Origin of the sequence: Enterococcus sp. C74 (assembly GCF_040887125.1) — a bacterium.
GTDB classification, from domain to species: Bacteria; Bacillota; Bacilli; order Lactobacillales; family Enterococcaceae; genus Enterococcus_B; species Enterococcus_B hirae.
Map to the genome: position 1 here is coordinate 23,282 of NZ_JBFOFA010000010.1, position 23,975 is coordinate 47,256.

26 protein-coding genes and 2 pseudogenes are annotated in these 23,975 nt (G+C 37.5%); 2 read left to right on the forward strand and 26 right to left on the reverse strand.

The annotated features are described in order from the left end of the window. The 13 genes and pseudogenes from AB3H93_RS12050 to AB3H93_RS12110 form a co-directional block, all read right to left on the reverse strand. Positions 1-2,448 carry an ATP-binding protein gene (locus tag AB3H93_RS12050; protein ID WP_000331160.1) on the reverse strand — a complete coding sequence of 816 codons (2,448 nt, stop codon included), beginning with the start codon at positions 2,446-2,448 and terminating at the stop codon, positions 1-3. Beyond that, positions 2,432-2,824, reverse strand: a complete 393-nt coding sequence (locus AB3H93_RS12055) for a conjugal transfer protein (RefSeq protein ID WP_000723888.1) — start codon at positions 2,822-2,824, stop codon at positions 2,432-2,434. The genes AB3H93_RS12050 and AB3H93_RS12055 overlap by 17 nt, the downstream gene beginning before the upstream one ends. Positions 2,825-2,912: 88 nt before the next feature. Continuing rightward, positions 2,913-3,410, reverse strand: a complete 498-nt coding sequence (locus AB3H93_RS12060; protein ID WP_000342539.1) for an antirestriction protein ArdA — start codon at positions 3,408-3,410, stop codon at positions 2,913-2,915. 116 nt (positions 3,411-3,526) lie between these two features. Next, positions 3,527-3,748 (reverse strand): hypothetical protein, encoded by a 222-nt coding sequence (locus AB3H93_RS12065; protein ID WP_001009056.1) that lies wholly within the window; start codon positions 3,746-3,748, stop codon positions 3,527-3,529. Between the two features lie 42 nt (positions 3,749-3,790). After that, entirely contained in the window at positions 3,791-4,996 is a 1,206-nt protein-coding gene (gene mobT, locus AB3H93_RS12070; RefSeq protein WP_368020632.1) for a MobT family relaxase, read from the reverse strand. 22 nt (positions 4,997-5,018) lie between these two features. After that, positions 5,019-5,171 (reverse strand): hypothetical protein, encoded by a 153-nt coding sequence (locus AB3H93_RS12075; RefSeq protein ID WP_000879507.1) that lies wholly within the window; start codon positions 5,169-5,171, stop codon positions 5,019-5,021. A 2-nt stretch (positions 5,172-5,173) separates the two neighbouring features. After that, positions 5,174-6,559: an FtsK/SpoIIIE domain-containing protein gene (locus AB3H93_RS12080; protein WP_000813488.1), complete on the reverse strand. Its 1,386-nt coding sequence runs from the start codon at positions 6,557-6,559 to the stop codon at positions 5,174-5,176. Between the two features lie 28 nt (positions 6,560-6,587). Further along, complete coding sequence (locus tag AB3H93_RS12085) at positions 6,588-6,974, reverse strand: YdcP family protein (protein WP_000985015.1); 387 nt, start codon at positions 6,972-6,974, stop codon at positions 6,588-6,590. Between the two features lie 15 nt (positions 6,975-6,989). Beyond that, positions 6,990-7,304, reverse strand: coding sequence for a YdcP family protein (locus AB3H93_RS12090; RefSeq protein ID WP_000420682.1), 315 nt, complete (start codon positions 7,302-7,304; stop codon positions 6,990-6,992). Between the two features lie 323 nt (positions 7,305-7,627). Continuing rightward, entirely contained in the window at positions 7,628-8,320 is a 693-nt protein-coding gene (locus AB3H93_RS12095) for a hypothetical protein (protein WP_081115436.1), read from the reverse strand. Further along, positions 8,313-8,750 (reverse strand): hypothetical protein, encoded by a 438-nt coding sequence (locus AB3H93_RS12100; RefSeq protein ID WP_081115437.1) that lies wholly within the window; start codon positions 8,748-8,750, stop codon positions 8,313-8,315. The genes AB3H93_RS12095 and AB3H93_RS12100 overlap by 8 nt, the downstream gene beginning before the upstream one ends. A 4-nt stretch (positions 8,751-8,754) precedes the next feature. Continuing rightward, entirely contained in the window at positions 8,755-8,955 is a 201-nt protein-coding gene (locus AB3H93_RS12105) for a DNA helicase UvrA (protein ID WP_081115438.1), read from the reverse strand. Between the two features lie 436 nt (positions 8,956-9,391). Next, a pseudogene (locus AB3H93_RS12110) lies at positions 9,392-9,651 on the reverse strand (hypothetical protein). 154 nt (positions 9,652-9,805) lie between these two features. Between AB3H93_RS12110 and AB3H93_RS12115 the strand changes: the two are divergent. Continuing rightward, entirely contained in the window at positions 9,806-9,928 is a 123-nt protein-coding gene (locus AB3H93_RS12115; RefSeq protein WP_002295624.1) for a putative holin-like toxin, read from the forward strand. 158 nt (positions 9,929-10,086) lie between these two features. Here the strand turns inward: AB3H93_RS12115 and AB3H93_RS12120 are convergent, their stop codons facing one another. From AB3H93_RS12120 to AB3H93_RS12160, 9 genes and pseudogenes are all read right to left on the reverse strand, one after another. Further along, on the reverse strand, positions 10,087-10,344 hold the full coding sequence (locus tag AB3H93_RS12120) for a hypothetical protein (RefSeq protein ID WP_081115439.1): 258 nt from the start codon (positions 10,342-10,344) through the stop codon (positions 10,087-10,089). Between the two features lie 21 nt (positions 10,345-10,365). Beyond that, positions 10,366-10,851, reverse strand: a complete 486-nt coding sequence (gene ssb, locus AB3H93_RS12125; RefSeq protein WP_002295626.1) for a single-stranded DNA-binding protein — start codon at positions 10,849-10,851, stop codon at positions 10,366-10,368. Between the two features lie 2 nt (positions 10,852-10,853). Next, a complete protein-coding gene (locus tag AB3H93_RS12130) occupies positions 10,854-11,753 on the reverse strand; it encodes a nucleotidyl transferase AbiEii/AbiGii toxin family protein (RefSeq protein ID WP_081115440.1) in 900 nt (299 codons plus the stop codon). A gap of 15 nt (positions 11,754-11,768) precedes the next feature. After that, positions 11,769-12,362 (reverse strand): type IV toxin-antitoxin system AbiEi family antitoxin domain-containing protein, encoded by a 594-nt coding sequence (locus AB3H93_RS12135; protein ID WP_081115441.1) that lies wholly within the window; start codon positions 12,360-12,362, stop codon positions 11,769-11,771. Positions 12,363-12,435: 73 nt separating this feature from the next. Further along, entirely contained in the window at positions 12,436-12,585 is a 150-nt protein-coding gene (locus tag AB3H93_RS12140) for a hypothetical protein (RefSeq protein WP_002295632.1), read from the reverse strand. A gap of 15 nt (positions 12,586-12,600) precedes the next feature. Beyond that, positions 12,601-14,805, reverse strand: a complete 2,205-nt coding sequence (locus AB3H93_RS12145) for a type IA DNA topoisomerase (RefSeq protein WP_104875237.1) — start codon at positions 14,803-14,805, stop codon at positions 12,601-12,603. 10 nt (positions 14,806-14,815) lie between these two features. Next, positions 14,816-16,285, reverse strand: coding sequence for a toprim domain-containing protein (locus tag AB3H93_RS12150; RefSeq protein ID WP_081115443.1), 1,470 nt, complete (start codon positions 16,283-16,285; stop codon positions 14,816-14,818). A 61-nt stretch (positions 16,286-16,346) separates the two neighbouring features. Continuing rightward, positions 16,347-16,619, reverse strand: a pseudogene (locus AB3H93_RS12155) (hypothetical protein); the annotation flags it as partial. Between the two features lie 367 nt (positions 16,620-16,986). Continuing rightward, on the reverse strand, positions 16,987-19,446 hold the full coding sequence (locus AB3H93_RS12160) for an ArdC-like ssDNA-binding domain-containing protein (protein WP_081115445.1): 2,460 nt from the start codon (positions 19,444-19,446) through the stop codon (positions 16,987-16,989). A gap of 409 nt (positions 19,447-19,855) precedes the next feature. Between AB3H93_RS12160 and AB3H93_RS12165 the strand changes: the two genes are divergently transcribed. After that, a complete protein-coding gene (locus tag AB3H93_RS12165; RefSeq protein ID WP_002297404.1) occupies positions 19,856-21,106 on the forward strand; it encodes an IS110 family transposase in 1,251 nt (416 codons plus the stop codon). Positions 21,107-21,241: 135 nt separating this feature from the next. Here the strand turns inward: AB3H93_RS12165 and AB3H93_RS12170 are convergent, their stop codons facing one another. The 4 genes from AB3H93_RS12170 to AB3H93_RS12185 all read right to left on the reverse strand — a co-directional run bounded on the left by AB3H93_RS12170 (position 21,242) and on the right by AB3H93_RS12185 (position 23,974). Continuing rightward, positions 21,242-21,436 carry a hypothetical protein gene (locus tag AB3H93_RS12170; protein WP_081115396.1) on the reverse strand — a complete coding sequence of 65 codons (195 nt, stop codon included), beginning with the start codon at positions 21,434-21,436 and terminating at the stop codon, positions 21,242-21,244. A gap of 157 nt (positions 21,437-21,593) precedes the next feature. Then, a complete protein-coding gene (locus AB3H93_RS12175; protein ID WP_081115397.1) occupies positions 21,594-21,929 on the reverse strand; it encodes a hypothetical protein in 336 nt (111 codons plus the stop codon). An 11-nt stretch (positions 21,930-21,940) separates the two neighbouring features. Then, positions 21,941-23,533: a MobP2 family relaxase gene (gene mobP2 / locus AB3H93_RS12180; RefSeq protein ID WP_104875238.1), complete on the reverse strand. Its 1,593-nt coding sequence runs from the start codon at positions 23,531-23,533 to the stop codon at positions 21,941-21,943. Between the two features lie 18 nt (positions 23,534-23,551). Continuing rightward, positions 23,552-23,974 carry a hypothetical protein gene (locus AB3H93_RS12185; protein ID WP_081115399.1) on the reverse strand — a complete coding sequence of 141 codons (423 nt, stop codon included), beginning with the start codon at positions 23,972-23,974 and terminating at the stop codon, positions 23,552-23,554. Position 23,975 lies beyond the last annotated feature (1 nt).

The window sequence follows — 23,975 nt, forward strand, 5'->3', positions numbered from 1 at the left end:
TTACACCTCTTTTCGCACAGGTGGTCTGGTATCAAAGGCATGGAGCAGTTCTTCAAATACAGGGTGGAACTGTATCACACCGACACGACCATATAAATCACTGATAAGGCATTGCCCGTTTTCCAAATCACGCAATCGCTTCTGATTGTTTTCGTCCTCTGGGTCTACACCAAAAAAGGCTAAGGTCTTTTTAATCTCGTTAAGGTCAGTGGAACGAAATGCAAATTTTAAGCCGAGGTTATTTTTCAGTTTTTCATCTAAGAGGTCGTCTGTATTTTGGGTCACGAAATATACCCCAGCGTTCATAGCACGACCAGCCCGAACCAGCTTCATAGATAGTGTTTTTCCTTGTGCTACCTGTAAAAAGCTCCATGCTTCGTCTAAATCTACAATCTTGAAAATGCTTCGGTCTGTATGGATAAAGTCTAAAGCAAAGGTACTAATGACAATCAGCATAGCAACGGATAAAAGCTCCATAGTGGTATATTCCTCAAAGGAAGTTTCCTTGTCGGGAAGTACCAAGTCCGCAACCTGTATAATGTTCAGTTGTTTTTCTAAGCTGATAGACTGCTCCACATAACCATTACTGAATAATAAATGTGCAAAGTCATAGTCTGTAAAACTTTCGATATGGTCGGCTATACTGGTACTTAGTGGCGTATTCTCAACCCGTAATTCCTCAATCACTTTCATCAACCCTCGTACTTCACTATTGGTTACTGCACGAATGGCTTTTCTAAGGATTGGGAAGCGTTCCCCATCACGAGAGGAAATCCCCGTAAGGAATGTCAGAATATCAATAGCCAGTGATTCAGAATCTTTGGGATTTTTCATAATCACATAAGGGTCAAGTAAGCCTTTGTTTTTCTCATCAGAAGTCAGAGTGACGATATTGATTTCATGGGAAATCTCTGGCAAGGTTTCTTTCCATCTGCCACGTTCTGCTTTTGGGTCTACAATCACTGCTTGTGCCCCATAAAGCACCGCATAATAGACGATAAGGTTATTCGCAAAGGATTTACCACCACCCAGCGAACCAACAAAAGCCGACGCTAACGCATTGGTTACTGAACCCTTAACCCCTTGACTGGCAAGAGCAGGTTTCAGATAGACATTGCGTCCAGTATCTAAGCTGTAGCCAACATAAATCCCCTCATTTTCCCCCAGCATTTGAGTAGCACCAAAACCTAAACCAGCGAGGAAATCAGAGGTCACGTATTGAATATAATCATTCATATAACGCTTGCTGGCAGGTAAAAATTCTTCATGTAAGCCGAGCATATCCCCAAATGGTCGTACCAGTTTTACGCTTAAATCGTCATAAAAATCTTTCACTTCATTACAACGACGTTTGAGTTCGTCAAGATCATTTGCTGATACCCTTACCACATAAGACAGCTTGTACATAGATTCCTTGCTTTGGTCTAAATTGGTTTCCAGCTCATTCACACTTTCCAGAGCTTCCGCCACATTGGAGCTGGTTTCATTATCACTTTGCCAAGCGTGGTTATCCAAGTCTTTCAGTTCTTTCTTTTTATTGCGGACAGTAGATAGGGCTTTACGATTCGCTACAATTTCCACATTCATTGACGTATCAATCGGGAATGTAAATTGCTGTTGCTGGTAGTAGAAGATTTCAGAGGACGGGAAGTCCAGTTCTCCGACAATGCTGTTAATGGTAAAGTAAGCTACATAGACGGTTTCATCTTCCTGCTGGATTTTCAAATATCGCTGTTTTTCTTCCACCAAACAGCGAGTAGGCTTAATCAAGTCATAGTATTTAATCAGCGTTTCATTATCCAGCTTTTTCTTTGATAGATGGTACTCATACTCTTCATAGGCAGTGCCTGTCTGTCCGTAAAGGTGTTCAATCAGATAGCCGAAGTCGTCCTTATCTAACCTGCGGATTTTGAAACGACGAGAGATTTTATTTTCTAAGAGCTTTTCCATCTTCTGAAAACGCAGGATTTCATCATTACTCATACTAACAAAATCGCCCATCAGCTTATGGTTCACATCATAGACAAAATCAGACAAAGCATTTTTTGCTTCAACGGTAAGACTTTTCATAGAAAACTCCTGATCGTTGAGAAGCAACTTAAAGCCGATAAAGAAACGGTAGTTCACTTGATTTTCGCCAATCATGGATATTAAAGCGTCTGTCTGTTGGTCGATTTTGTCATAGGCAACCGCTTTGAGCTTGCCAGTGACTTCATTTTTGGAACGCTCTTGTGCAGAACGTATGCTGGATTCTGTACTGATTTGTAAAGCATGAATTTTGCCATCACGATTTTGTGCGATAAGCTGTCTGAAAGAATCATGCACTTGTATTTTCTGTTCTGGACTTAGAAATGAGTAATTGTAAGGAACAAGCTCATAGTAAGCATAACATTCCCCGTCTTTATTCCAGACGAGATTGTTTTCAATGTATTTAATTGGATATGCCATAAAATTCACTCCTAACTGCTGTAATGGCTTCTTGTGGCTGGTTTCTGCCAAGCGTTACTTTTTTTCCTGCATAGGTCAGCTTTGGTCGCAGTGCATAAGCAATGACAGACTTCAAAAATCCATAAGGCTTTTTACCATCAAAAGTTTTTGTAGACATAAACCATGTGAAAGCCACAGGAATCCCAAAGTATTTGAGAAATGCTCCCTCTATCATGGAAAGAGGGGGCAAGTTGCCAAGTATCATCACTGCAAAGAGTGACACGACAAACCATGTCATTTGCGTAAAGGTTATGGGAAACGGAAGTCTAAAATCATTGATAGAATACAGTACCTTTTCCACAGACCAGATACTGGTATAGCTTCGTATTTTCTTCATGTAATCAATCCTTTCATAAAAAATAGGGGTAGCTGATTGAGCCACCCCGTAAAATAGAAAATCTGCCAGTAGTAATGTACCGACAGATTTAATAGACGATTTCAAAAATCCCATGATTGGTTGAGATAAACGTTCCTGAAAGGTCTAAATCCCGACCATAGGCTTGATAATCAATATAGTTTTGAAGACTAGCTGGTACTTCGCCTAAAGCACCCGTTTCTTCAATGTAGTAGCGTGCCACGTCATACATATCATCACAATCGGAATGAATGATAATATCCTCTTGATGTTCGCTTAGTTCTTCAATGCTTGAAAAATGAGTGAGCAGAGCAGATAGCTCCGATTGTAATTCTTCGGGTAATTCCGATACCATTTCCCATAGTCGATTGAGTTCGCCAATGGAAGTGTATTCGTCAACCGTAAAGGGTAACTCGTAGTCATGAATGGCGTATTCCTCATATTCATCATTCAAGCCGATTTTCTCTTTGACTTCCTCAAAGTCAATGGGAAAGGTAAACCACGCACCGACCAATTCGCCCTCATTGTATTTGCCTAAATTCGCAATATAGACTTGCATATCGTCCATATATTCACGTCCTTTCTTTGTAGAGATTCAAAAATCCCTACCGCACTTCGTTTGGTGTACCATTCCTTTGCGGAACATAAGAAAACCACTTATATTCCACAAAAGAACGGTTTTATTTAAGCACCAATAATGCGATTGAATAGCTCTAGTAAAATGTCTTTTACTCCAGCAGCGTTGAAGACTAAGCCAACCGCAATAATCGCAATAATTAAAAAGCCAATCAGTTTGCTAAACTCACGCTTGAAGCCAAGATACAAGCCAATCACAACGATTGCTAAAAGCACCAGTGATTGAGCGTTTGATAGAAACCAGTTATAAAGGTTTTGTCCAAAATTCATAAAAATGTTCTCCTCTCTATATTCAATGAATTTGTATTTGAGTTATTTTTTTGTTGTTATCACGTCCTGTTCTTTTACTGACTGTTGCTTCAAAATCTTCTTGTGTCGGTCTGTCAGTTTCGCATGGTCGAGAATGTCTTTTACAACCTGCGTCTGGTTGATTTCATCAAGTTTAATCGCAACCTTTAAGGTCGGGGCAACTTGATGAGATAGCCAGTTCAGCGTCCTTTGGAAGGAGTAAGGCTCTGGTTTTGTGGTTAGTTTTAATCGTTCACGATTGTTCCCAATAAACCAAGCCCATTCTTCATTCAGTTTCCAATCAGAACGAGGTTTGGAATCGTCTTTATCTACAAAACGGATATACCGATTGATAATTTTAAAGGCGGTATGCTCTGGATTGTCATAGACGAGTAAATCACGGACTGCATAATAGGCACGCTCATTTTTCAATCGAATCTCAAAACGGTTTTTTACTTCTGCGTCTTCAATGGGAATATCATTTTTCTTGTACTGCTCGTAGTCCTTTTCATAGATACAGAAATAAACTTCACTTTGTAATGAACCGATATAGAGGGTGTTTCCCATACATTCCTTTTCCTCTTTGCGTACCAGTTCGCCACTGCGATAGCTTTTAAAACTGCGGAAGACGGAGATACATTCTTCCTGTTGGCACTTTTCAGTGAGTACAGGGATATTTAAAATCCCTGTCTTATCGTTAATGGCAAGGTCAAGGCGTTTCATCACACCGCCAGCCACCAAAACGTCCATAAAGAACTCATACCAGCTTCTTTGTTGTGCCAGAAGATAGCTTTCAAATTGTCTGCACCCACGACCTTTCAATTCCACCAGAACTCCTTTGTCCAGTTCATGGGAGCAAAGGACGAATATGTCGCCTAAAGCATAATGCTCTGAATAAGAATAGAAACCATAGTCCTCATGAAGAAAATAGGACAGTTTCAGTTGTAAGATGTTTTCGACCACCTGCTGTACGTCTGTTGTCGGAAAGCGAATTCTTACATAATCAAACAGCATTTCAAGGGGAGCGTCGGGATTGAAGCGTTCCAGAGCTTCCCAAAGGGACTGCTGTAAATCCTCTGATGGCTTGACTTTTCCTGTTTCAATATCGCTTAGATACTGCCTTGTAATACCAGTCGCAACAGCTAAACGGTTTTGAGATAGTCCATAAGCCAAGCGTTTTTCTTTTAAATGCTGTAACCAAGTTTGTTCATTCAGTAAAAATCCCTCCAATCAAAAAGGCGTATGTCAACTTTTAAAGCCCATTTGACATACGCTGAAATTTTGTAAATCCCTTGTAACCAAAGGATTTTCTAATGTTTTTTTGACTGTTTCCTGTCGATTTGTACCCCCCTGTTAGATACGGGGGGTTAAGTGCTGGCGTGGCTATTGCCACACCAGCCAGCAAGATCAGTCCACACCTGCGACTTCCGCTTCGCACGTCGCCTGCGTGGACTGTCTGCTGTTGGATAACTTTTTAATTTCCTCCAAGAAATCATATCCTTTTGGTACAAGGGGAGTATAAAACTCTGATATGACACTTGTTCCTACATCAACATAGCCACGACCTTTGATTCGCTTTAAGAAGAAATCCTTTTGTACGTCACTGCCAAACATCATGCCATAGCCCATTTCAGACATACGACCTAAAGCCACTCTGAAATTAAACTGATCACGGATTCCGTCGCCTAAATATTTTGCGTCTGGACGTTGACAAGCCAGTATTAGAAAGAAGCCAGCTTGACGACCTAACATGACAATCTGTTTCAGCTTATTCATAACTGCGGTGTTTTCTTTTGTTCCCAGCATTTCCATGAAAGCGACGTATTCATCAAAGATTAAGAAGTGTGCCGGGAGACCTAAGTAAGCATAATTTTTGCCAGTCTTATAGTTCTTCATCTGCTTCATTTCCTCACTACGTTTCATCATTTCTTCATAGAATGTTTCAATGCAAGAAAGCAAGTCTTCTTTTCTATAGTAGACATTTGCCATCACAGAACCTAAGTCCGCAAGATCAGCATTTTTCGGGTCAAGAATATACAGTTTTGAATCTGTATGAAGCAAGGCTTCAATCAGTGTCAGTATAAAGTAAGTTTTACCGCCACCTGTACCACCAGCAATCAACATATGAGGGAGCTTATCATATTCCCACCATACGTTTTTCATTAAGCGAAGTTTACCATCTTTAGCTTCTACTTCATCAATAGAAATACGACTGGCTATGGTGTCATAGAGCAAAGTATATTCCACATAGGAATCCTTTAACTCTTTATCCGTCAGCTCACAGTACAAGCCACTCTCTAATTTCTTTTCCAAGTGTAAGAGTTGGTCTTGATATTTTCCCAGCGTGATTTCCACCCGTATCTGTATCAAGCCATTTTTAAGTCGATAATACATTTTAGGGAAGTAGGTTATCTTTTCCTTTGTACGACCAGCACTATCTTTAAAGAAACCCTCTGTTTTGACCTGTTCAGATTCATACCACTTGTTTTCAAGTATCATCTTTGCCAGTTTTTGACGGTGGTAAAGTTGTTTAACCGTATCATAGCGAACCCGTTTGAATACAAACGCTACCAGCAAGCAGATAAGAATTGCGACACTGAAACTGATAATTAAATAGGGAATGTCAATCTTATCTGCTTGTGATAGGTTAAAATCCTGCCAGTTGATCTGCTGGATTGTCTTCACATGAAACAGTCCGACAACCAGCAGGAAAACAGGCAGGAGTGACGCTATCGTAAAATGAAAGACTAAATCTTTACCAGATGGGCGAATCCTTTTACCACGCTGTTTCATGCGAAAAAGTCTCCTTTCTACCTAGCGACTATTTGTCTTGTGTCGGTTCTTTCTTTGCTTGTGGTTGAGCTTTGAATGAACTAGAATCCTTTGTCAGCACAATATCGTCTGCCTTGATATACCAGTCAACATCTGCTCCTTGATAGGTGGCAGTAGCAACGGTGTCCGCAATGGGATTGATAAGTTCCACCCGTGCGTTATAATCAAACTCTTTCAAAGGCACGCTGGCAGGAATACTTACTTGAATCATGCGTCCTTGTCCTTTGGATTTTAAGTCATAGGTACGTTCCTTGATTTCATCTGAAACCGACCCGTCTTCATTTTGGATTCTCACTTCACGACGTAGAGCAGAGAATTTCAATTCTCCAAAAGTCGTGTCTTTATCTAATACAATGCCATTTGCTAATCTCATCATTTTTCCTCTCTTTCTTTATTCTTTTATCATGTCGTCAGCATGTAAAAGGTAATTTGTAAAACCACGAGTGCCGATTTTGTAGCCCTCTGCGGTAATACGTGGATTGACTAACTTCACACGTTCCTCAAAGCCGAAATGTTTTTCGCCAGCTTCAGCAGGAAGCACCACCACAATATCATCTGCTCTTTGAACATCAGAATAGAGATTATAGCTTCTTGATAAGACAGTTAGCCGTCCGTTGATTCTTCGCTGAACGACTTTATCCTCGCCAGCAAATTCTAAATTGCCGAATGTTTTTTCCATGTTGGGAATCACAAATTTAAGTTCCATATTTTTACCTATCCTTTCTTTTTTATTGGCTGAATGAATGTTTGATGGTCTTAAAGAGTGGGGAACGACCTTTTGATTCTTGATTTTTTGTTTTCATAAGTTCACTTCCTTTCAAAATCGGGTAAAAAAATAGACACCTCATTTTTTGAAGTGTCTACCTATTAAATATTCAAATTTTATTGGAAGTATCTTTATATCTTCACTTTTCAAGGATAAATCGTCGTATCAAAGCTCATTCATAAGTAGTAAATTAGTAGTAAATTGAGTGGTTTTGACCTTGATAAAGTGTGATAAGTCCAGTTTTTATGCGGATAACTAGATTTTTATGCTATTTTTAATACAAACATTTGATAAGCTATTTGCTTTCGTTCTAACTCTACTAACATTTGCTCGGTCTCATCTAAATGAAATGTTTCATACAATTCTTTTCGCATTTCAAAATTATCTCCCTTTGGATTTGCAATTTCTTTTTTGTACTCATCAAGAAACGATTGAGGTACTGTTAGCATGTACCCATTTCCAAAAACCAATGCTAGTTCGGTCTCATCTGTTAGAAATTGAGCAAAAAGCAAATAATAGTCAAAGTGATTATATTGTTTTTGATTTAGCTCTTCCATTATTTCTTCCATGTCCATGCCACTTTCTACAAATGTTACATATTCATTTTCTGAATAGTATTCTTTCCTAAGAATTATGCAATTAAGATAATTCTTTACCCATTTATCGGTCTCTAAAAATACTTCCATGATATAATGGTCGGTCTCAAATCGTAATAGAGTGGCATCATTTTCCATCGTTGGTGAAAGTGTAAAATAATTAACCTCAGCTTCTACTTTTAAAACACTTGTATGTTTTTCCTTATATAGCTCTTGTTCCACGCTATTTACAAATTCTTTTAGCTCTTCCATACAACTAAATGAATGTTTCACTCTTCTTGTTACCTCATTTAGATGCTCCCTATTTGTCAAGAATTGACAAATATCTTCCATTGTTAGTTGATAAACTACATTACTCATTTTCGTTATCCTCCTTTTTCATGATGTAACATGCGCCATACTTGTTGACATTTTCAAAGTAGTCCATCCATTCACTTGAAACAGTCTTGGCTTTTTTCGTTTCGACAAATTTTGCATACGTTAGTTCTAAAGCTTGGTATTCAGAAGGTTTGATTGTGCTTGGTTTGACGCCTACTTCCAAGCATAGTAAGGCTTGGAAAAACCATTTGTTATTTTGCTTTTTCAGTTCTTCTAGTGTTCGATAGTACGTCGCAATGAGGTTCATTTCGACACCTGATTCAATCATTTCTTCCACTGCGACTGACAATTTCTCTTTGTAATGCTTTTTGGGTACACGTGTTTCGTTGTATAGAAATGTCATATCCTCCATTTTTTGTGCCATTTTATCCAAAGGTAATTTGACAAATTCATCATAATAATTTTGAGCCATAAGTTTATCTTCCTTTCTCTTTAATTAAAATGTAATCGCCGTAAGATAAGGTATATTTTTTCCCACATGTTTGACATTGATACAAATAATAGCTTTTGATACATTTCGCTCTTTCTCCACAATCACATTCAATAGTATGTGGTGCATGGTAGTTTGGGAATAATTCGCTGAAGGGAACACCCCAATAATCAAATTTCTTTCGCATGATTGATTTTGCCTCCTCTGAGGAAAGGTTTTATTTCCTTTCGTTAGTTCTTTCTTTATTGATTTGTTGGCCAGAATGAATCGACTAAAAGCGACAAGGACAAGGGCGCGCAGCGTGCCATTTACCCTTGTCCTTGTCGCTTTTTGGTGATAAAAGGCAACTTGTTGCCGGTCTGGCAAATCAATAAAGATCTAACGAACAGGAACGAACCTCTTGGTGAGAGGAAGTTTTTTCTATTTTGTCTTGCTTTGCAAGCCCCTTTATCTTAGTGAACGTGCAACGTTCACTTCCTTTCTTCTCGAACGGCGGTGGCGGTTGGAGTGAGAGAAAGATTTTTCAATTGAGAAGGCGCTTGTACCTTCCTAAACAGGCCTTTTCCTGTTTCTATGTAAAATAAAAAGAGCTGCAGTCCTACATTAGGATTGCAGCTCTTCTTTTATATGCCCATCGATCGCGTAAAATGATCGGGGTTTCTAATTTGCATTGATTCAATGACTAGTTGATTTCGCTTATTGAAGTGACCTGTCACTGAAATAGTATACTTGCCGTCTTCCAAAATCAGCAATTTATCCGCTATTTCTATATGGCCACTACACAATTAATTGGGTCATGACTCGTGCATAATGTAAATCGCACAAGCAATGGCTGTGTCTTGATCACCCGAATTTTATCAAGTAAACCAGTATAATGTTCCATCGCGATCACCTCGCTAAAATTATAGCAAAAACAGCTAAAATTGAGAATTTTTATTCGATTTTAGATATGCTATAATAGTCAAGACAGTAAAGTTTGAAGACGGTGGCGACTTCTGGAAAGGTGGTGGTGCTTATGAATGTAAGTGCTAAAATCTATGAAAGGAGTAAGCCTTTTGTCCGCATATGAGACAATTCAAACCATTCTTGGTTTTGGTATGTTTACCATTGCTTTGATTAGTTTGATTGTAAATATGCTTAAAAATGACAAAAAGAAATAACCGTCTACTTTAGCAGGTCAGCGGTTATTTCCAAATAACTAATATTCTGCCACCGTTCTTTAATCGGTGCTGTTAATGAGGGGTTGTTAGCGCAACTCCTCTTTTTCATGTTCATTATAGCAATATTTCGCAAGAAGTTCAACGATTTCCCGTTAAACCTACATATAAAGCGGTAGAATAGCCGTAAGTATAACAGCTGTCGCTGCTATTGTGACTTTAGTCAATCGCCAAAAGGAATTATCCTTTCCTACTCTTTTTAAAAGATAAAAACAGACAAGATACACGAATACAAGAAATAGTGATCCTTTCGCAATTCTATTTACCAAAGGATTTTCAGTGACACCCAAAGAAATCCCGTCTATAAATGCAATAACGGGTATCAATAGATCCATCGTCAGACTAATGTTTTTTGCCATGCTTACTCCTTCTTTCTCGAACTAAAACGGTAGATCATCATCGCTAATATCGATTGATTGTCCACCAAATGGATTCTGTGAAGCGTTCAATCCATTGTTGTTAGGCGTCGCTGTATCCCGTTGTTCAAAGGTGGCGGTGCTTGGACTGGTGGACGATTGATCAGCGTGCGCACGGCTCTCTGTCGCTGCTTTACTTTCTAATAGTTGAAAGTTATCTGCTACAACTTCAGTCACATACACACGTTGTCCTTGCTGGTTGTCATAAGTCCGCGTTTGAATCCGCCCAACTACACCAATCAAGCTACCTTTTTTAGCTAATGTCGCCATTGTTTCTGCTGGTTTGCGCCAAATCACGCAGTTAATAAAATCGGCTTCTCGATTGCCGTTTTGATTCGTGAAATTTCGGTTAACGGCTAGGGTAAAAGTCGCTACTGCAGTACCACTTGCAGTATAACGTAAATCTGGATCTTTGGTTAATCGTCCTACTAAAGTTACATTATTAATCATTTTTATCTCTCCATTTCTTGATTCATTTGTTGTGATCTCTTAAAATTTTGTTTTCGTTCTACTTTCTCTTGCTCTACAATTGATTGCATCAAAGAATCGACGGAAGTTAGTGTCGATTTGAAAGAAATGTCTTTGGCAAAATAATTTTCTTGTTGGTATCTTTTCCACTTTTCCCTCAACCCCTCATCCTTCATCAATTGAGGCATTTCCTGATTATACAATTTTTTAAACACAGATTGATTATTTCTTTCCTTGAACGTTCCTTGAACACTCTTATACAAGTTTTTCTCATCGATACGTTCTAGTTTTGGAATCATATACAGGTCATAAAAGTCTTTCATGCGCGAATTATCTTTTCCGAAACTAAACGTAGCATGTAATTTTTCAGCTAGAATTTGTTCCGTAGGATAAGCTGGAATATGAATCGTTTTATCTTCAAACATTAATTTGTGTTCATACATCAATGCCGCTGGAATAATAGAATCACCTGAAGTAATATCTAATTTAAATGGTACACGTGCATTCTCAAGATAAGCAATAAACTTTGCTTGAAAACCTGGGTAATAATCGGCTTCCCTCGTCTCTGTTAATCCCTTTAATTCAAATCGAATTCCGTCTTTTGTGGGATCAGCTGTTAACTCAGAAAAAACAGTTTCTAACTTTTCTTTTGTTAGTTTCGAATTTCGATAAGTCGTATCAATATCAACAGTTGAACGGTTTTCTAACCCGTATTTTGATCCGATCAGAAATCCCCCTTTTAATACAAAATCATCATGATAAGGAGATTCAACAATACGTTCTAATAATTTTTCCATCATATAATATCTTTGGACAATTTGTGGATTTAAATGTTTCTCTGTTGCGAAATTTCTCGTTTTTGCTTTAAATTGTGTCGGTGTCATTCACCTTTACTCCTCTCAATAAAGTGGCAACATATACAAAGTCATTTCTTTTGGTGATTTTAAAATATCCATGTATCTTCTTAGCTTATTTGTATTTCTACTGGTACTTGTCATATATTCTTTTAATGCTTCTTGTTTTACCTCTACGCTTGCTTTGTATCTTGGATTCCACATATCACATAACGTTCGCTCTAAATCATAGACTAAAATTTTATTGCCGTAAAAGCTTTCTGTTTCTGTGATTCCCAGGTCAAAATTTTCTTTATTCGTGTAATGCGGTTGAATAGCATACTCGTCTAATTTCTCCTTTGAAACATTGTATCCTTTAGGAAACATCATATTGATCTTTTTAGGGATATACGTTCCGACTTGAAAAAGATCGAGCGCAGTCTCATGAGAAAAAATACCTCTGGAATAGATACTTTGAGCGAGATACAATTCATCCACGAACGCTTCTTTTAAGATATAGAAACCTGGTGCTACCTTTTCTATTTTGTCCTTCTCGGCTAATCGATCTAACGTCATAGGCGATAAACCTTCACTTCTAGCATCCTTCAAGGATAGATTCCCATTATGTTTATCAAAAATGCACTGGATTTTGTCTTTCATTGCTTTTCCCCTAAAGTTAATATAAAACTAACATGACTATATCACGTTAGTTTTATATTAACAAGAAAGATATTTATCGATCTAATTCAATTTCTTTTTGAATCCGTTGCTGGTTCTTTAATTGCTGCAGTCTTCGTTTACTGGCACGCATTTTCTCCTGTTCTGAACGAATTTTGGCTTTTTGATTTTCGATTTCTTGTTGTTTGTGTGTTGTATTACGCATAAGATTAACCCTCCATTATTTTGTAGTGCGTCGTGTTCTTTTCTTGAAGCTCGTTTTTTTCTTTTCAGAAAATTCAAAGCCTGTAGTGAAGTCTTCTTTTAAAACAATCGTTGCTTCAAACGAACCCTTCTGACCTTTTAACCCTTTCACTGGTTGGCTTGTTCGGCTATTTTGAATAATCTCCTTCAGCTGTGTCGCTGTGAGTTTCTTTTTGGCAATCGTTGTCCATAATTTAAAATCACAGACTTCAGACGTACATGCTGCCACCTTTTGATAGAGTAAGACTTCTTGTTCCTGGCATTTTGGACAAATTCCTAAATGACGCGCGGCTTCTTGCTTTTCACTGGCTGCTTTCACTTCTTGTAACGTCGATCCAAAATCAGTGGATTGGATTTGCCCTGGGACGACTTCCAATAAGTGAGAGACAAATTTTTGGATATTGGCTAGAAAAGTGGTTTGTGTTCCTTTTCGTTCTCCAATCTTTAACAAGTAGCTTTCCCATTTGGCGGTCATTTCGGCGCTCGTAAGCAGCGGCTCTTTTTCCACGGCTTGGCAAAGCAAAATCCCTTTATTCGTCACCACGAGCTTATTTTTCTCTACCTTGATATATTCCTTTTGTTTCAAGGTTTCAATAATATTCGCCCGTGTCGCTTCTGTACCGATTCCTTCCACTTCTTTCAATATGGATTGCGCTTCTTCACTATCCACGGTTTTCCCAGCTGTTTTCATCACCGTGATCAACGTACCTTCGGTATAAGGTTTTGGTGGCTTGGTTTCTTTTTCAAGGACTTGTAGATCTACCGTCACCATTTCTCCTTTTATCACTTTAGGAAGTAGCGGCTCTTCTTCCTTCTCTTTTCCGTCGCTCTCTTTTCCAAATAACTTCTTCCAACCTAGATCTACCGGCACTTTTCCGATTGCTTTTAACTGAAGCTGCTGAACCTGCGTCAAGATCGTTGTTTCTTCATAGGTATATTTTTCCGCAAACATGGCCACCGTTGTTTTTAACACTTGTTCATAAATGGCCTGCTGCAGTGGACTTAGTTGTTCAAATGCCGCTGCCGTCATGACCGTTTTTGTAGGAATGATCGCGTAATGTTCCTGGACTTTCTTGTTGTTCACATACCGACTATTCGGTGTATGAATAGGAGTAGGAATCGCTTCGGCTTTTAAAAAATGCTTGTATTCATCTAAGTGATCCAACAGATACGCATATTCTCCTTCTGTAATATAAGGGGTATCCGTTCGCGGATAGCTTAGATATTTTCCTTCATACAACCCTTGCATGGCTTCCAAAGTATCTTTGGCACTAACTTTCATGAGTTGATTCATTTTAGACTGAAGGCTCGATAAAGAAAAAAGACGTGGGCTAGCCGCACTTTTTTTCTCTGTTTCAACTTGAAGGATCGTACCTGGTTGCTTTCCTAATTGAACCCCTTTTTCTTTTAAATAGGCTTCAAATGCTTCTTGCGTCTCTTGGGTTTCATTCGGATTAAGCTTCGCATCAAATGAGCCATTTTGAGCGATTACTTGGGCTTTTACTTCAAAATAAGGTTTTTTCTTAAAATTTCTAATCTTTTCCTGCAATTGATAAATCATGTAGAGCGTTGGGGTTTGGACTCTACCTAAGGAAAAACTTCCTGGTATGCCTTTTTTTTGTAGTAAGAGACTGTATAATGGGCTGCCGTTCATCCCAATTAACCAATCAGCGATCTGACGTGCTTGAGCTTCTTCGAATTTCGGATAAGTTTCTTCTGCGTCTCGTAACTGCTGGAATCCTTGATAAATCGCTTCTTTTTCTAATGAATTGATCCAAAGTCTTTTAAATGTTTTTCCCTGATCTGCGCCTGCTTGCTTAATGATCGACCAAGCAATCAATTCTCCTTCACGATCGCTATCTGTCGCAATAATAATGGTATCAGCCGATTGAAGTTGCTGCTTCACTACGTTAAATTGCTTTTTCTTATCTTTAGGAACATGATAGCGATAATTTGTAGGGAAAATAGGCAAATGTTCTAGTGACCATTGTTTCCATTTCTCATCGTACATATCAGGAGAATCTAACTCGACTAAATGACCAAAGCCATAAGTGATTACAATTTCTCCTGAAAATAATTGATCTTGAATTTCAAAATAACCGTCTTTTCGAGTGGCTTTAGAAAAGCTTTCTGCGTAAGCCTTCGCTTGTGACGGCTTTTCTGCTAAAATAACGGTTTTCATAATAATAACTTCACTCCCTTTCTTGTTGTCTGCTTTGTTGAAACAACATGGCACGTTTTTGTTTTCTGATTTCTTGTTGCTGGATCTCATGCTTCAATTGATCGTTCCAATCCTTTTTCACTTCAGATACGAATTCATGTTCATGATTTTTATAGCCTTTATAGTATTGCTCTGCCTTATAAGAAAAGAGAATGCTTGCGTTTACATCTTTTAAATCGGTTTTTTTACTGTAGAATCGATCAAAATTATACGTGCCATCAGCGCGTTCACATGCTTTCAAATCTTTTGCAACGCTTATACAAGCAGCTTTTAAATCAATCGTTTCTACTTGTTCATTGACTGCTAATTTCTTTCCAAACGTCGCTTTTACTTCGTGTGCAGAAACCAATTGGTTGGTTTGTTTTAAATTGTTTTCTGTTTTGTGTATCGCCATAATTGCTTCAGGTGCAACATTCAGCTCTTTCCCTATTTGTTCATAAATAGGTTTGTACTCTTTTGGTACTTGCCAATCATTTGGTATTCCTCGTTCACACCGTATTTTCTTATTCGTAAACGGATCAACAATTCCCATCAGTTGTTCCTTCTCATAAAAAATATGGCCTGCACGGTCATTATCTACACAAATCTCAATCGATTGAGGAAATGTTTGTTTCTGACTTAATTCGGCTATTGACTCTTGAACATAATGACTAATCACATGGTGTTTTAAGCCTTCCATCGAAACTAACCAGGCATCTTGAAGTTTATCCCGATTCAACGCTGCATAGCTAAGTAGATCAATACTACTTTCAAAGAATTTTAAGTTTTTCGGATCACCAATTTTTAAATTGAATCCATGATTCGCTGTTGAGTTCTTATCAATATGTTTATACGTTCCTCTTTCACCGAACCGCTCAAAGTCTATCTTCGTTCCTTGATAACTTGCTCCAACCGTTTCTTTTGTCTGTGGGTCTTTCCATAAAAAAGCGACCGCATGATCTAAACGATCGTCTCGAACTAAGAAATTTTGCCGTTCATTTCTTGGCTTTAATTCGGCCAGCAACCCTTCGTTTTCCGCATAATCAATCAACCAACCTGGTAATTTACGTTCTTCCTTTAGATAGCTTCTACCTTTTTCTGTGAGTAGTTGGTAATCTTTAGGGTGATCTTTATATTGTTCTGTTTCAAAATGTAGATTATCGACTCGTTCTACTTTATTTTCACTCTTTAGAATAAAATCAGTTGCTGCTTTAAATTGTTGCTTGGGATCTTGAATCTCTTTTTCTATGAAAAAAAGTTTAGCTAATTCAATGATATCACCATTAATATTTTGACTGTTCCAATAAAAACGTTGTTTTCTTCGATCAAAAACAAAAGAATCATGGTCTTCTAAACGATAGTCTCGTCCTTTATTGACCACAGCCATTCCATTGTTCCGAGCAAAATCTACGATATCGATTTGTTTACATCGATCAATGAGACTCATTTTTTTCTTGGTCATTTTCAAACCTCCTAAAAGAAAAAAGACTATCCGATTTTTCAGATAGTCTTTCTTGTTTGTTTTATACGCGTTCTTTTTGTGACAATTGTTGTTCATGATAAATGGCATTTTTTCGTTGAGCTACTTCTAACACCGTTTCGATTGGAAAACGAAATTGAGTTCCTAAAGCAAATTCTTCTGAAGGTAATGCGGTTTGTATCTCTTTCCCATAACTTTTTCCTTTTAAAATCACTTGATTATTTCTGGTGTCTTCCATAAATGCTGCTTCTTTTAAGCATAGAGAGTTACTGTTTTTTACTTCGTTCACTTCCCCATTATTAACATCAATCCATAATTTATCAGAAGTGATAAATGGTTTTAAATCTAATTGTTGCTCTTTATTTATTTCTATTACTTCTTTTTCCCAGTCTGCTTTTAACTCTGACATTGATTGATCATTATCATCTAATGGTTTCCACTCTTGATCAACGGGATCTTTATACTCTAATCCAAATGGATTTAGAGAATATTGATAGAAATGTTCTCCTGTTGGAGATTTTAAATAGCCATCTCCATTTTCTTCATTACTGTGCCATTCCCAGCCTTCTAATTCTTTTGCTTGTGCTGGTGTAACTTTTATTAAATCTGTTTCATTCAATTCCATTTTATTCAATTCCTTCCTATCATTTAAACTATTCTTGTATTTGTTGATACGTACAACATTAAACCCTTTCTACACTTTTCAATTCTTGGACGTGGTACATTTCTTTTTTTCTTTGTTCGACATCTGCTAAAGTTGCTTGTGAGAAACAAAATTGCGTACCTAATGCAAATTCTTCTGAAGGTAATGCGGTTTGTATCTCTTTCCCATAACTTTTTCCTTTTAAAATCACTTGATTATGCTGCGGATCTTCAATAAACACTGCGTCCTTCAAGTGTAACGTTCGCCCCGTATCTTCTTCCATGACTTTCCCGTCTTTCTTATCGATCCAAAGTGAACCAACATGAACTTCAACTTTATTATCTGCAGCAATGAGTTTATCCATTACTCGGCCGCTATCTTCGTCTAACACTTTTCCTGTTTTTGTGTTGATCCAAAACGTTTCACTTGGAACCTCAACTTTATTGTTTGATGATTCATTAGCTATTTCTTTTGAATTGATTTCTAAATTGTTTTCTCTATATAGATTGATTTCCGTAGAAATGGTTCGAATGAATTCATTTGCGACACGGCTGACATCATTCATGATTTTCCCACGTTCCGCAGCTTCCTTATCATCCAAAGTCTGGCCATTTTTCGTCCATGTCGCAATATAAGGAATAGCTTTCTCAGACGTATCCATTCCAAAGTGCTTGCACACAATATAAGAGGTCATTTCCGCCTGCAGTTCTTTTGTTGCGGTATCTAATTCTGAAAATTTGTGCATTCTGGCATGCGCTAATTCGTGAATACTTGTAGCTAAATGCTGCGTAGGAGTATTTCTAGTATTCATGACAATTTCTTCTTGGCCAGTAAATTTGTTATAAACATACGCCCCATGCGCTTGCCCTAATTCTCTTTGATAGACTTCACTATCTGTCATATCTCGAATTTGTATCCCAATATTGTTTGCTACCGCTTGAATTCCAGCTTGAAGTTCTGTTTGCCCTTTTTTATCCAATTGAAAATCAAAGACACGGTTCGGGAAGATTTTTGGATAGTCTTCAGGTTTCAACTGTGTCTGTGTGATATCAAACACTTTTTCAATCGTATAATAAGGTTTTTTGATCACTTCGATTTGACCACTTTCGATTCGTTTTTTGTCTTCTGGTGTAGCCTCTGTTTCTCGAACAAAGCCACGTCCTTTGTCATAAAATCCTTTGACCGTTTTTCTGACAAAGATCTTGTTTCCTTGTTCTCCTTTTTTGATATAGATCCCTTCTTTTTTCAACGCGGCACGACCTAAACAAGCCGTTGCCCCTGGAAATTGTTCCTCGATCAATAATTGATTCCTAAAGGATCTCTCTGGGAAGCGAGACATAAAGTTCAAAAGTTCTTTAACGTCTTCGGGAGAATGGGTATGCTTTTTCACTGCATCCAGCGCCTGTTGTGAAAGTGATTTGATTTCTTGCTTAATTTCTTCTGCCGTTCGTTTTTGATAGCCCTTTTGTTTTGTTTTTGTTTCTTTCGACTGCATTTGTTCTTTCGAAACAGGTTCATTTTTGACCGATTGGTTTTGTTCCTTCTCAGGTACTTGTTCGCACAATTTTGCTAATTCTAAATAGATGGGTTGATTACTATTGACGCCATCCCCTAGATCCATTCGGATCTGATCTACTACTGCTCCGTTCTTCACTTCTTCAAAATAGAATTTATAATAACCTGCTTCTGCGGCGTATTGGTTATCCAATGTTTTGAGTTGATCGATCAATTCTAATGTAACGATCTCCCCACCATAACTTTTCAATCCTTTTTCTGGATCATTTTCGTTGAATTCTACTCGATAGAAATGATCGTTTTCTTTCTCCTTCAAAGAATCAGTTGGTACAGCCCTTTCAAGTAATTCACGAACAGCTGCTTTTTCCTCTTCAGACGTGGCTTGGTATTTTTTAGATTCCTCAAATCCCCCGTTTTCATTCAGTTCTAAAGCGACTTTTCGATAGCCATTTAGAAAATAAATGGTCGGATTTTTTTTCCATTGCGTCACTCGTCCGCTGTCAATGATTGCTTGTACTTCAGGAAGAATATTTTCTTTTCCTTTTTCTGATCTTTCTTTCAGCTGTTCTAATGTTTCCAACTTCCGTTGGTATTTTCGGATCGTAGCGGCTGAAAAAGTCGATTCACCTTTTTCAAAGCGTTCGATTTCTTCTTTGATTCTTGGAATATTCTCGATCGTCATATCCAGTCCGCCGTACTTGTTATAGCCCATTTCCTTTAGCTCTTCTTGTCTTTCAAGTTTCGCTACCTGTTTTTCTTGTTGCTCGATTTCTTCTCTCAGACTTTGGATTTTATTTTCGATTCGTTCTTGCTGGTTAAACCATGAACGGCCATTCCTCTTGTCGTTCATTGGTTGACCATTAGTCTTTCTTTGGTGTTCAAACATCTTTTCAATTTGTTCGTTTAATTCATTTTGTAGCCGTACTAATTTTCTTTTGGATTTTCCCAAACGACTATTGTCTAGTGGTTCTTTTTCTTCTGCCATGTTCGTTTCCTCCTCGTAAAATATCATTTGTCTAATAGTTTTTATTCAAAATGTTTCTAGATTATAAAATTTATTGAATAACACATTCCTAACGGAATTTGTTTCGATATTGTGTGATTTCTCAGAGTACAATGGATGTATGGAAAGGATCCAACGGGAATTTGCTATTTCCTCCTGTAGCGTTTGTCTACCCTGTTTAGTCTGTTACCCGAACCACTGTTATCACTACCAACTCATTAGCTGTTTCGATAATGGACTAGACTTTCAAATAGTAGTTTGGAAGGCAGCTTCTAGCTCTTTTATCACCGTATTCTATTAGGCGAGGTTGTGGCTATACAGTGAGTTTCTGGGAAATCCCACAGTATCGAAGCATTTTCCAAAATTTATATCGAAAGGAGGTCCTTCTTCCATGAAATTATTTGTCGGTATTGACGTTAGCTCTGAAAAACTAGATGTTTGTTTTTTAACAGACGACAATCAATTGTCTATCTTATCTGAAATCTCTGTTGCCAATGACATCGAAGGTGCTTCATTCATACGAGAAACAATTCTTGAATTCAATGACAGCTACCACTTTGATCAAATTGTGATTGGCATGGAGTCAACGTCCATGTACAGCTTCCATCCTTCCATGTTTTTTCATGAAGATGAGAAACTAAAGAAGCTCAACACACTTGTAACGATTGAAAATCCTTTTCGGGTGAAACAATTTAGTCGCATGTTTGATGAGAATAAAACTGATCGAAACGATGCATTAAGAATCGCTGATTTCTTGCGTATTCAACGATTCACAACTTCCCCTATCAAAGAAGAGAAATACATGGCCTTACAGCGTTTAACACGTACTCGCTATCAACTTATTAAGCAATTGATTCGTACAAAGCAACATTTTCTTGAAAATCTAACGTACAAATGTAATACGCTTGCTCGAGAAATGCGAGACGAATCGACGAGTCTTTTTAGTGCAACCCTCATTTCACTCATGACGGAAGATTTCACATTGGATGAACTTGCTGAGCTTCCTTTAGAAGCTTTCTGTGATTTACTTCAAGAAAAAGGAAAAGGCCGTTTCAAGCAACCAGAAAAAATCGCTAAAGCAATTCAACGTGCAATTACCATGAGTTACCGCCTAGGTGCTCTTGCACAAGAATCAATTAATGTTGTTTTAAGTGTTCTCGTACGAGAAATACGAGCACTTGAAAAAAATATCAAAGAATTAGATAAAGCCATCGAACAAGTAATTGTTGTCATTCCAGAATATCAATGCTTAACCAGTATTCCAGGCGTTGGTAAAGTCTATGCTGCCGGTTTAATCGCTGAAATTGGTCAAATCGAAAGATTTGAAGATCAGACAAAATTGGCAAAATACGCTGGATTAAGTTGGAAAGTGAACCAATCTGGAAACTATCAGTCGCAAAATACACCTCTGACAAAACAAGGAAATCGATATTTTAGATACTACTTAGTTGAAGCTGCCAACTCTGTAAAAAATTATCTTCCTGAATACAAAGCTTTTTATCAAAGTAAATATAAGGAGGTTCCAAAGCATCAACACAAACGTGCACTCGTCCTAACCGCAAGAAAATTTACGCGTCTGGTGGATACGCTACTACGTAAACACCAACTCTATACGCCACCAAGGAGTGTGATAGAGAAATAACAATCCGTTATTGACGCAAATCCTTGAATCAACCCGAAAAAAATTTGATTTTGATCGGGTCTAGTTTCGTGCGCTTCAAAACATATTACTCAATAAAGAAAATCTTAAATTTCATCTTGACTTATCACCATTAGACTAAACAAATGGATAATCTTCTGCCGCATCGACGAACGTCTTCGTAGTCAGATTTAACGTTAAAATATTGCCATTTTGATAAGCTTTTGCAGCTTTGTCTGTGACTACAAAAGCTCTACCTGTTTGAATTTCTGTTACAAAAACGAGATTGTCTCTGCTTTTTTCAACAATGACACCAATCGTTGAATGAACCATTTCTTCTTCCTCCCTTCCCTTTGGAATCTCACTTTCTTTTGATATAATAAATTTGGAAACCGCATCACTCAGTGAACTGGCGGAAAACAGTTCACTGAAAAAAGAGTCCTAAACATCATTTGTCCAGGACTCTTTACTTCTTTTATTCAATTAACAACTAACACTCTGTTAGTGAAATAGACTCTTCAATGCTTTTACATGGGAAGTTGTTGATTCCCTCTTCATTCATTTCCCAAGTAGTATAATAAGGAACTAAATTCCCGTCATATTCTTGAATAATAAAATATTTTTCACCGTTCACATGATTACAACAGTACACGCCAGTAGCTGGGTACTCAACGACTAAAAATTGATCTGGATCAAACTGTTCATTTTTCAACATTTCTCTTATCTGAAACAAATGCTCTTTTTCTAAACAATCGGAAAGTTGATCGATTCGTTCTTCTTTTAGTGAGCCTTCTATGACTTTCCATTGATCTAAATATCGTTTCATTTCCATTCCTCCTATTGTCTTTCTTGTTCCATTTGTATTCTTCGTTGTTGCTCTTCGTATGCTTTATTTGCGTGGTATTTTTCTTCATGGGCATTAATTGTTCGATTTAATTGACGTAAACTCCGCTGCGTGACAACTCTTTGTTGGAATTGTTTCCTGCGCTTCATGAATTCTTCGTAACTATATTTGTATTCATTCGTTGGCAATTGTTTAAGCGTTCGAAAGGATCGTTCATTGTAAATAGATTGCATCTGATCGACACCTTCTATTAATGGTTTTATTTGACTATCCTGTCTCTTCAGCTCTGTTAGGATGGCATTTCCTGTGCGCTTTTTTAAATCAAAGAGGGCGTTTTTCTCTGCATCCTTTGATTCTCTTTTGCTTTCCCCATAAAGACTTTTTGCTTCTTCTTTCAATGCTTTTGAAATCTGTATATATTCTTGATATTCAGGTTCTTTTGTTAGAACATATTTGGTTAACTCGTCGAGTTTCTCTCTTGTGTATGGTGAAAGTTTGGTTCGATTTTCATCCCCATAATTCCATTCCATACGTTTGTCAGGTAAGGTTTTATATACTTCAGTTAATAATTTCATTGCGTGTTGATCGTACCGTGCTGGCTCTTTTACCACTTTTGTTAAGGTGTTACGCAAATCACTTTTTCTTGTTAATAAATTTCGTTTCTCCATACCAATCATTCGATCCTTTTCATAAGAGAAACGTTCTAACTCATGTACGTAATTGGTTTTCATTGCGTCTAATGTTGCTTGTCTTCTCTTTCCTTTCGGTACAACATAACTCACACCATTTTCAATCTCAGTGTAAGGTTTACGCGTATTTTCTTTTTCAACAACTGCAAAATGTATATGGATATGTTTAGTGTTACGGTGAATCGTTGCCATCCAGTAGCCAGTTTCATTCAGTTGCTCTTTCTCGAATAATGTCTCCATCATTTTTCTTCCAGCTGCTTTTAATCCTTCTTCATCTAAAGTATCTGTTTTGGGATCGTACAATCCTATTTTTTCAAGATACGAATGATCATGAGAAACAACATCTTGATAAATAATTGAGCCTTTTTGTTGCCCTCTCTGAAAGATTTTCTTGATTTCCTTCAGATCACTTCCTTTTACTTCGTCTGAAGCTATAGAAAAAACTCCAGGAAGGTTTCCTGAAGCTTTTTTATGTGGCTCTGTTTGATATTTTTTTATTGCTTGGTTCAAGCATTGGTATTCTTTTTGTTCACTTTGCGTCAATTCTTTCTTTTGTTCTAACGCATAGTGACGGGTCATATAAGAAAGATATTTGGTAAAATCTTGTTCCTCTAACTTGTCAAAATTGATTCCATGTTCCATCAACGATTGCGCTTCATTCGACGTTTCACTAAATTCTTTATCCGTCTTACTCTCCGAAAAAGTTTCTCCTTCAGGAATATAAAAATCCTCTAAAGCATTCTTGATTAGACGCAGTTCCTTTTCTTCCTCGGACGTACGTCGTTCCTTTTCTTCCAGCGCTTTTTCTCTTGTCATATAATCAATGTATGTTGAAAAAGATTTTTTATTGGGCAAAGTAAATTGACAAGTGAGAATAACTGCAGGCGATTTATTCATCATGTTCCCCTTCTACTTTTATCTTTTTAGAATCTTCGTTGGATCAAATGTATCTACTCTGGCATGAACAGATTCATTCACAGGTTTCTTCAACTGAGGGGAATATTTTTTGGTTTGATTGGATTTAATTTTTCCTTCCACACGTTCTTTTGCTTCTTGGTAAACCGTTGAATTTGTACCAATTAGTATTCCTGTATCTTTCAAATGAAGATCTGCAAACTCTGAAACCATTTCGGTTAAAATAGAAATTTCTTTACTCATTCCATTCAACTTTGCTTGATTGGAATTTACTTTTTTCTCCACTTCTGGATCATAGTTCATACATAAAAAGCGAACAGCTTCACTATAGTTTTTAACCTCTGCATGAGTAAAAATAATTTCATCCAACACATCGATATGTGTTTGGTGAAAGTAAATGTGTTTGTCTATAACCTTTGTCATA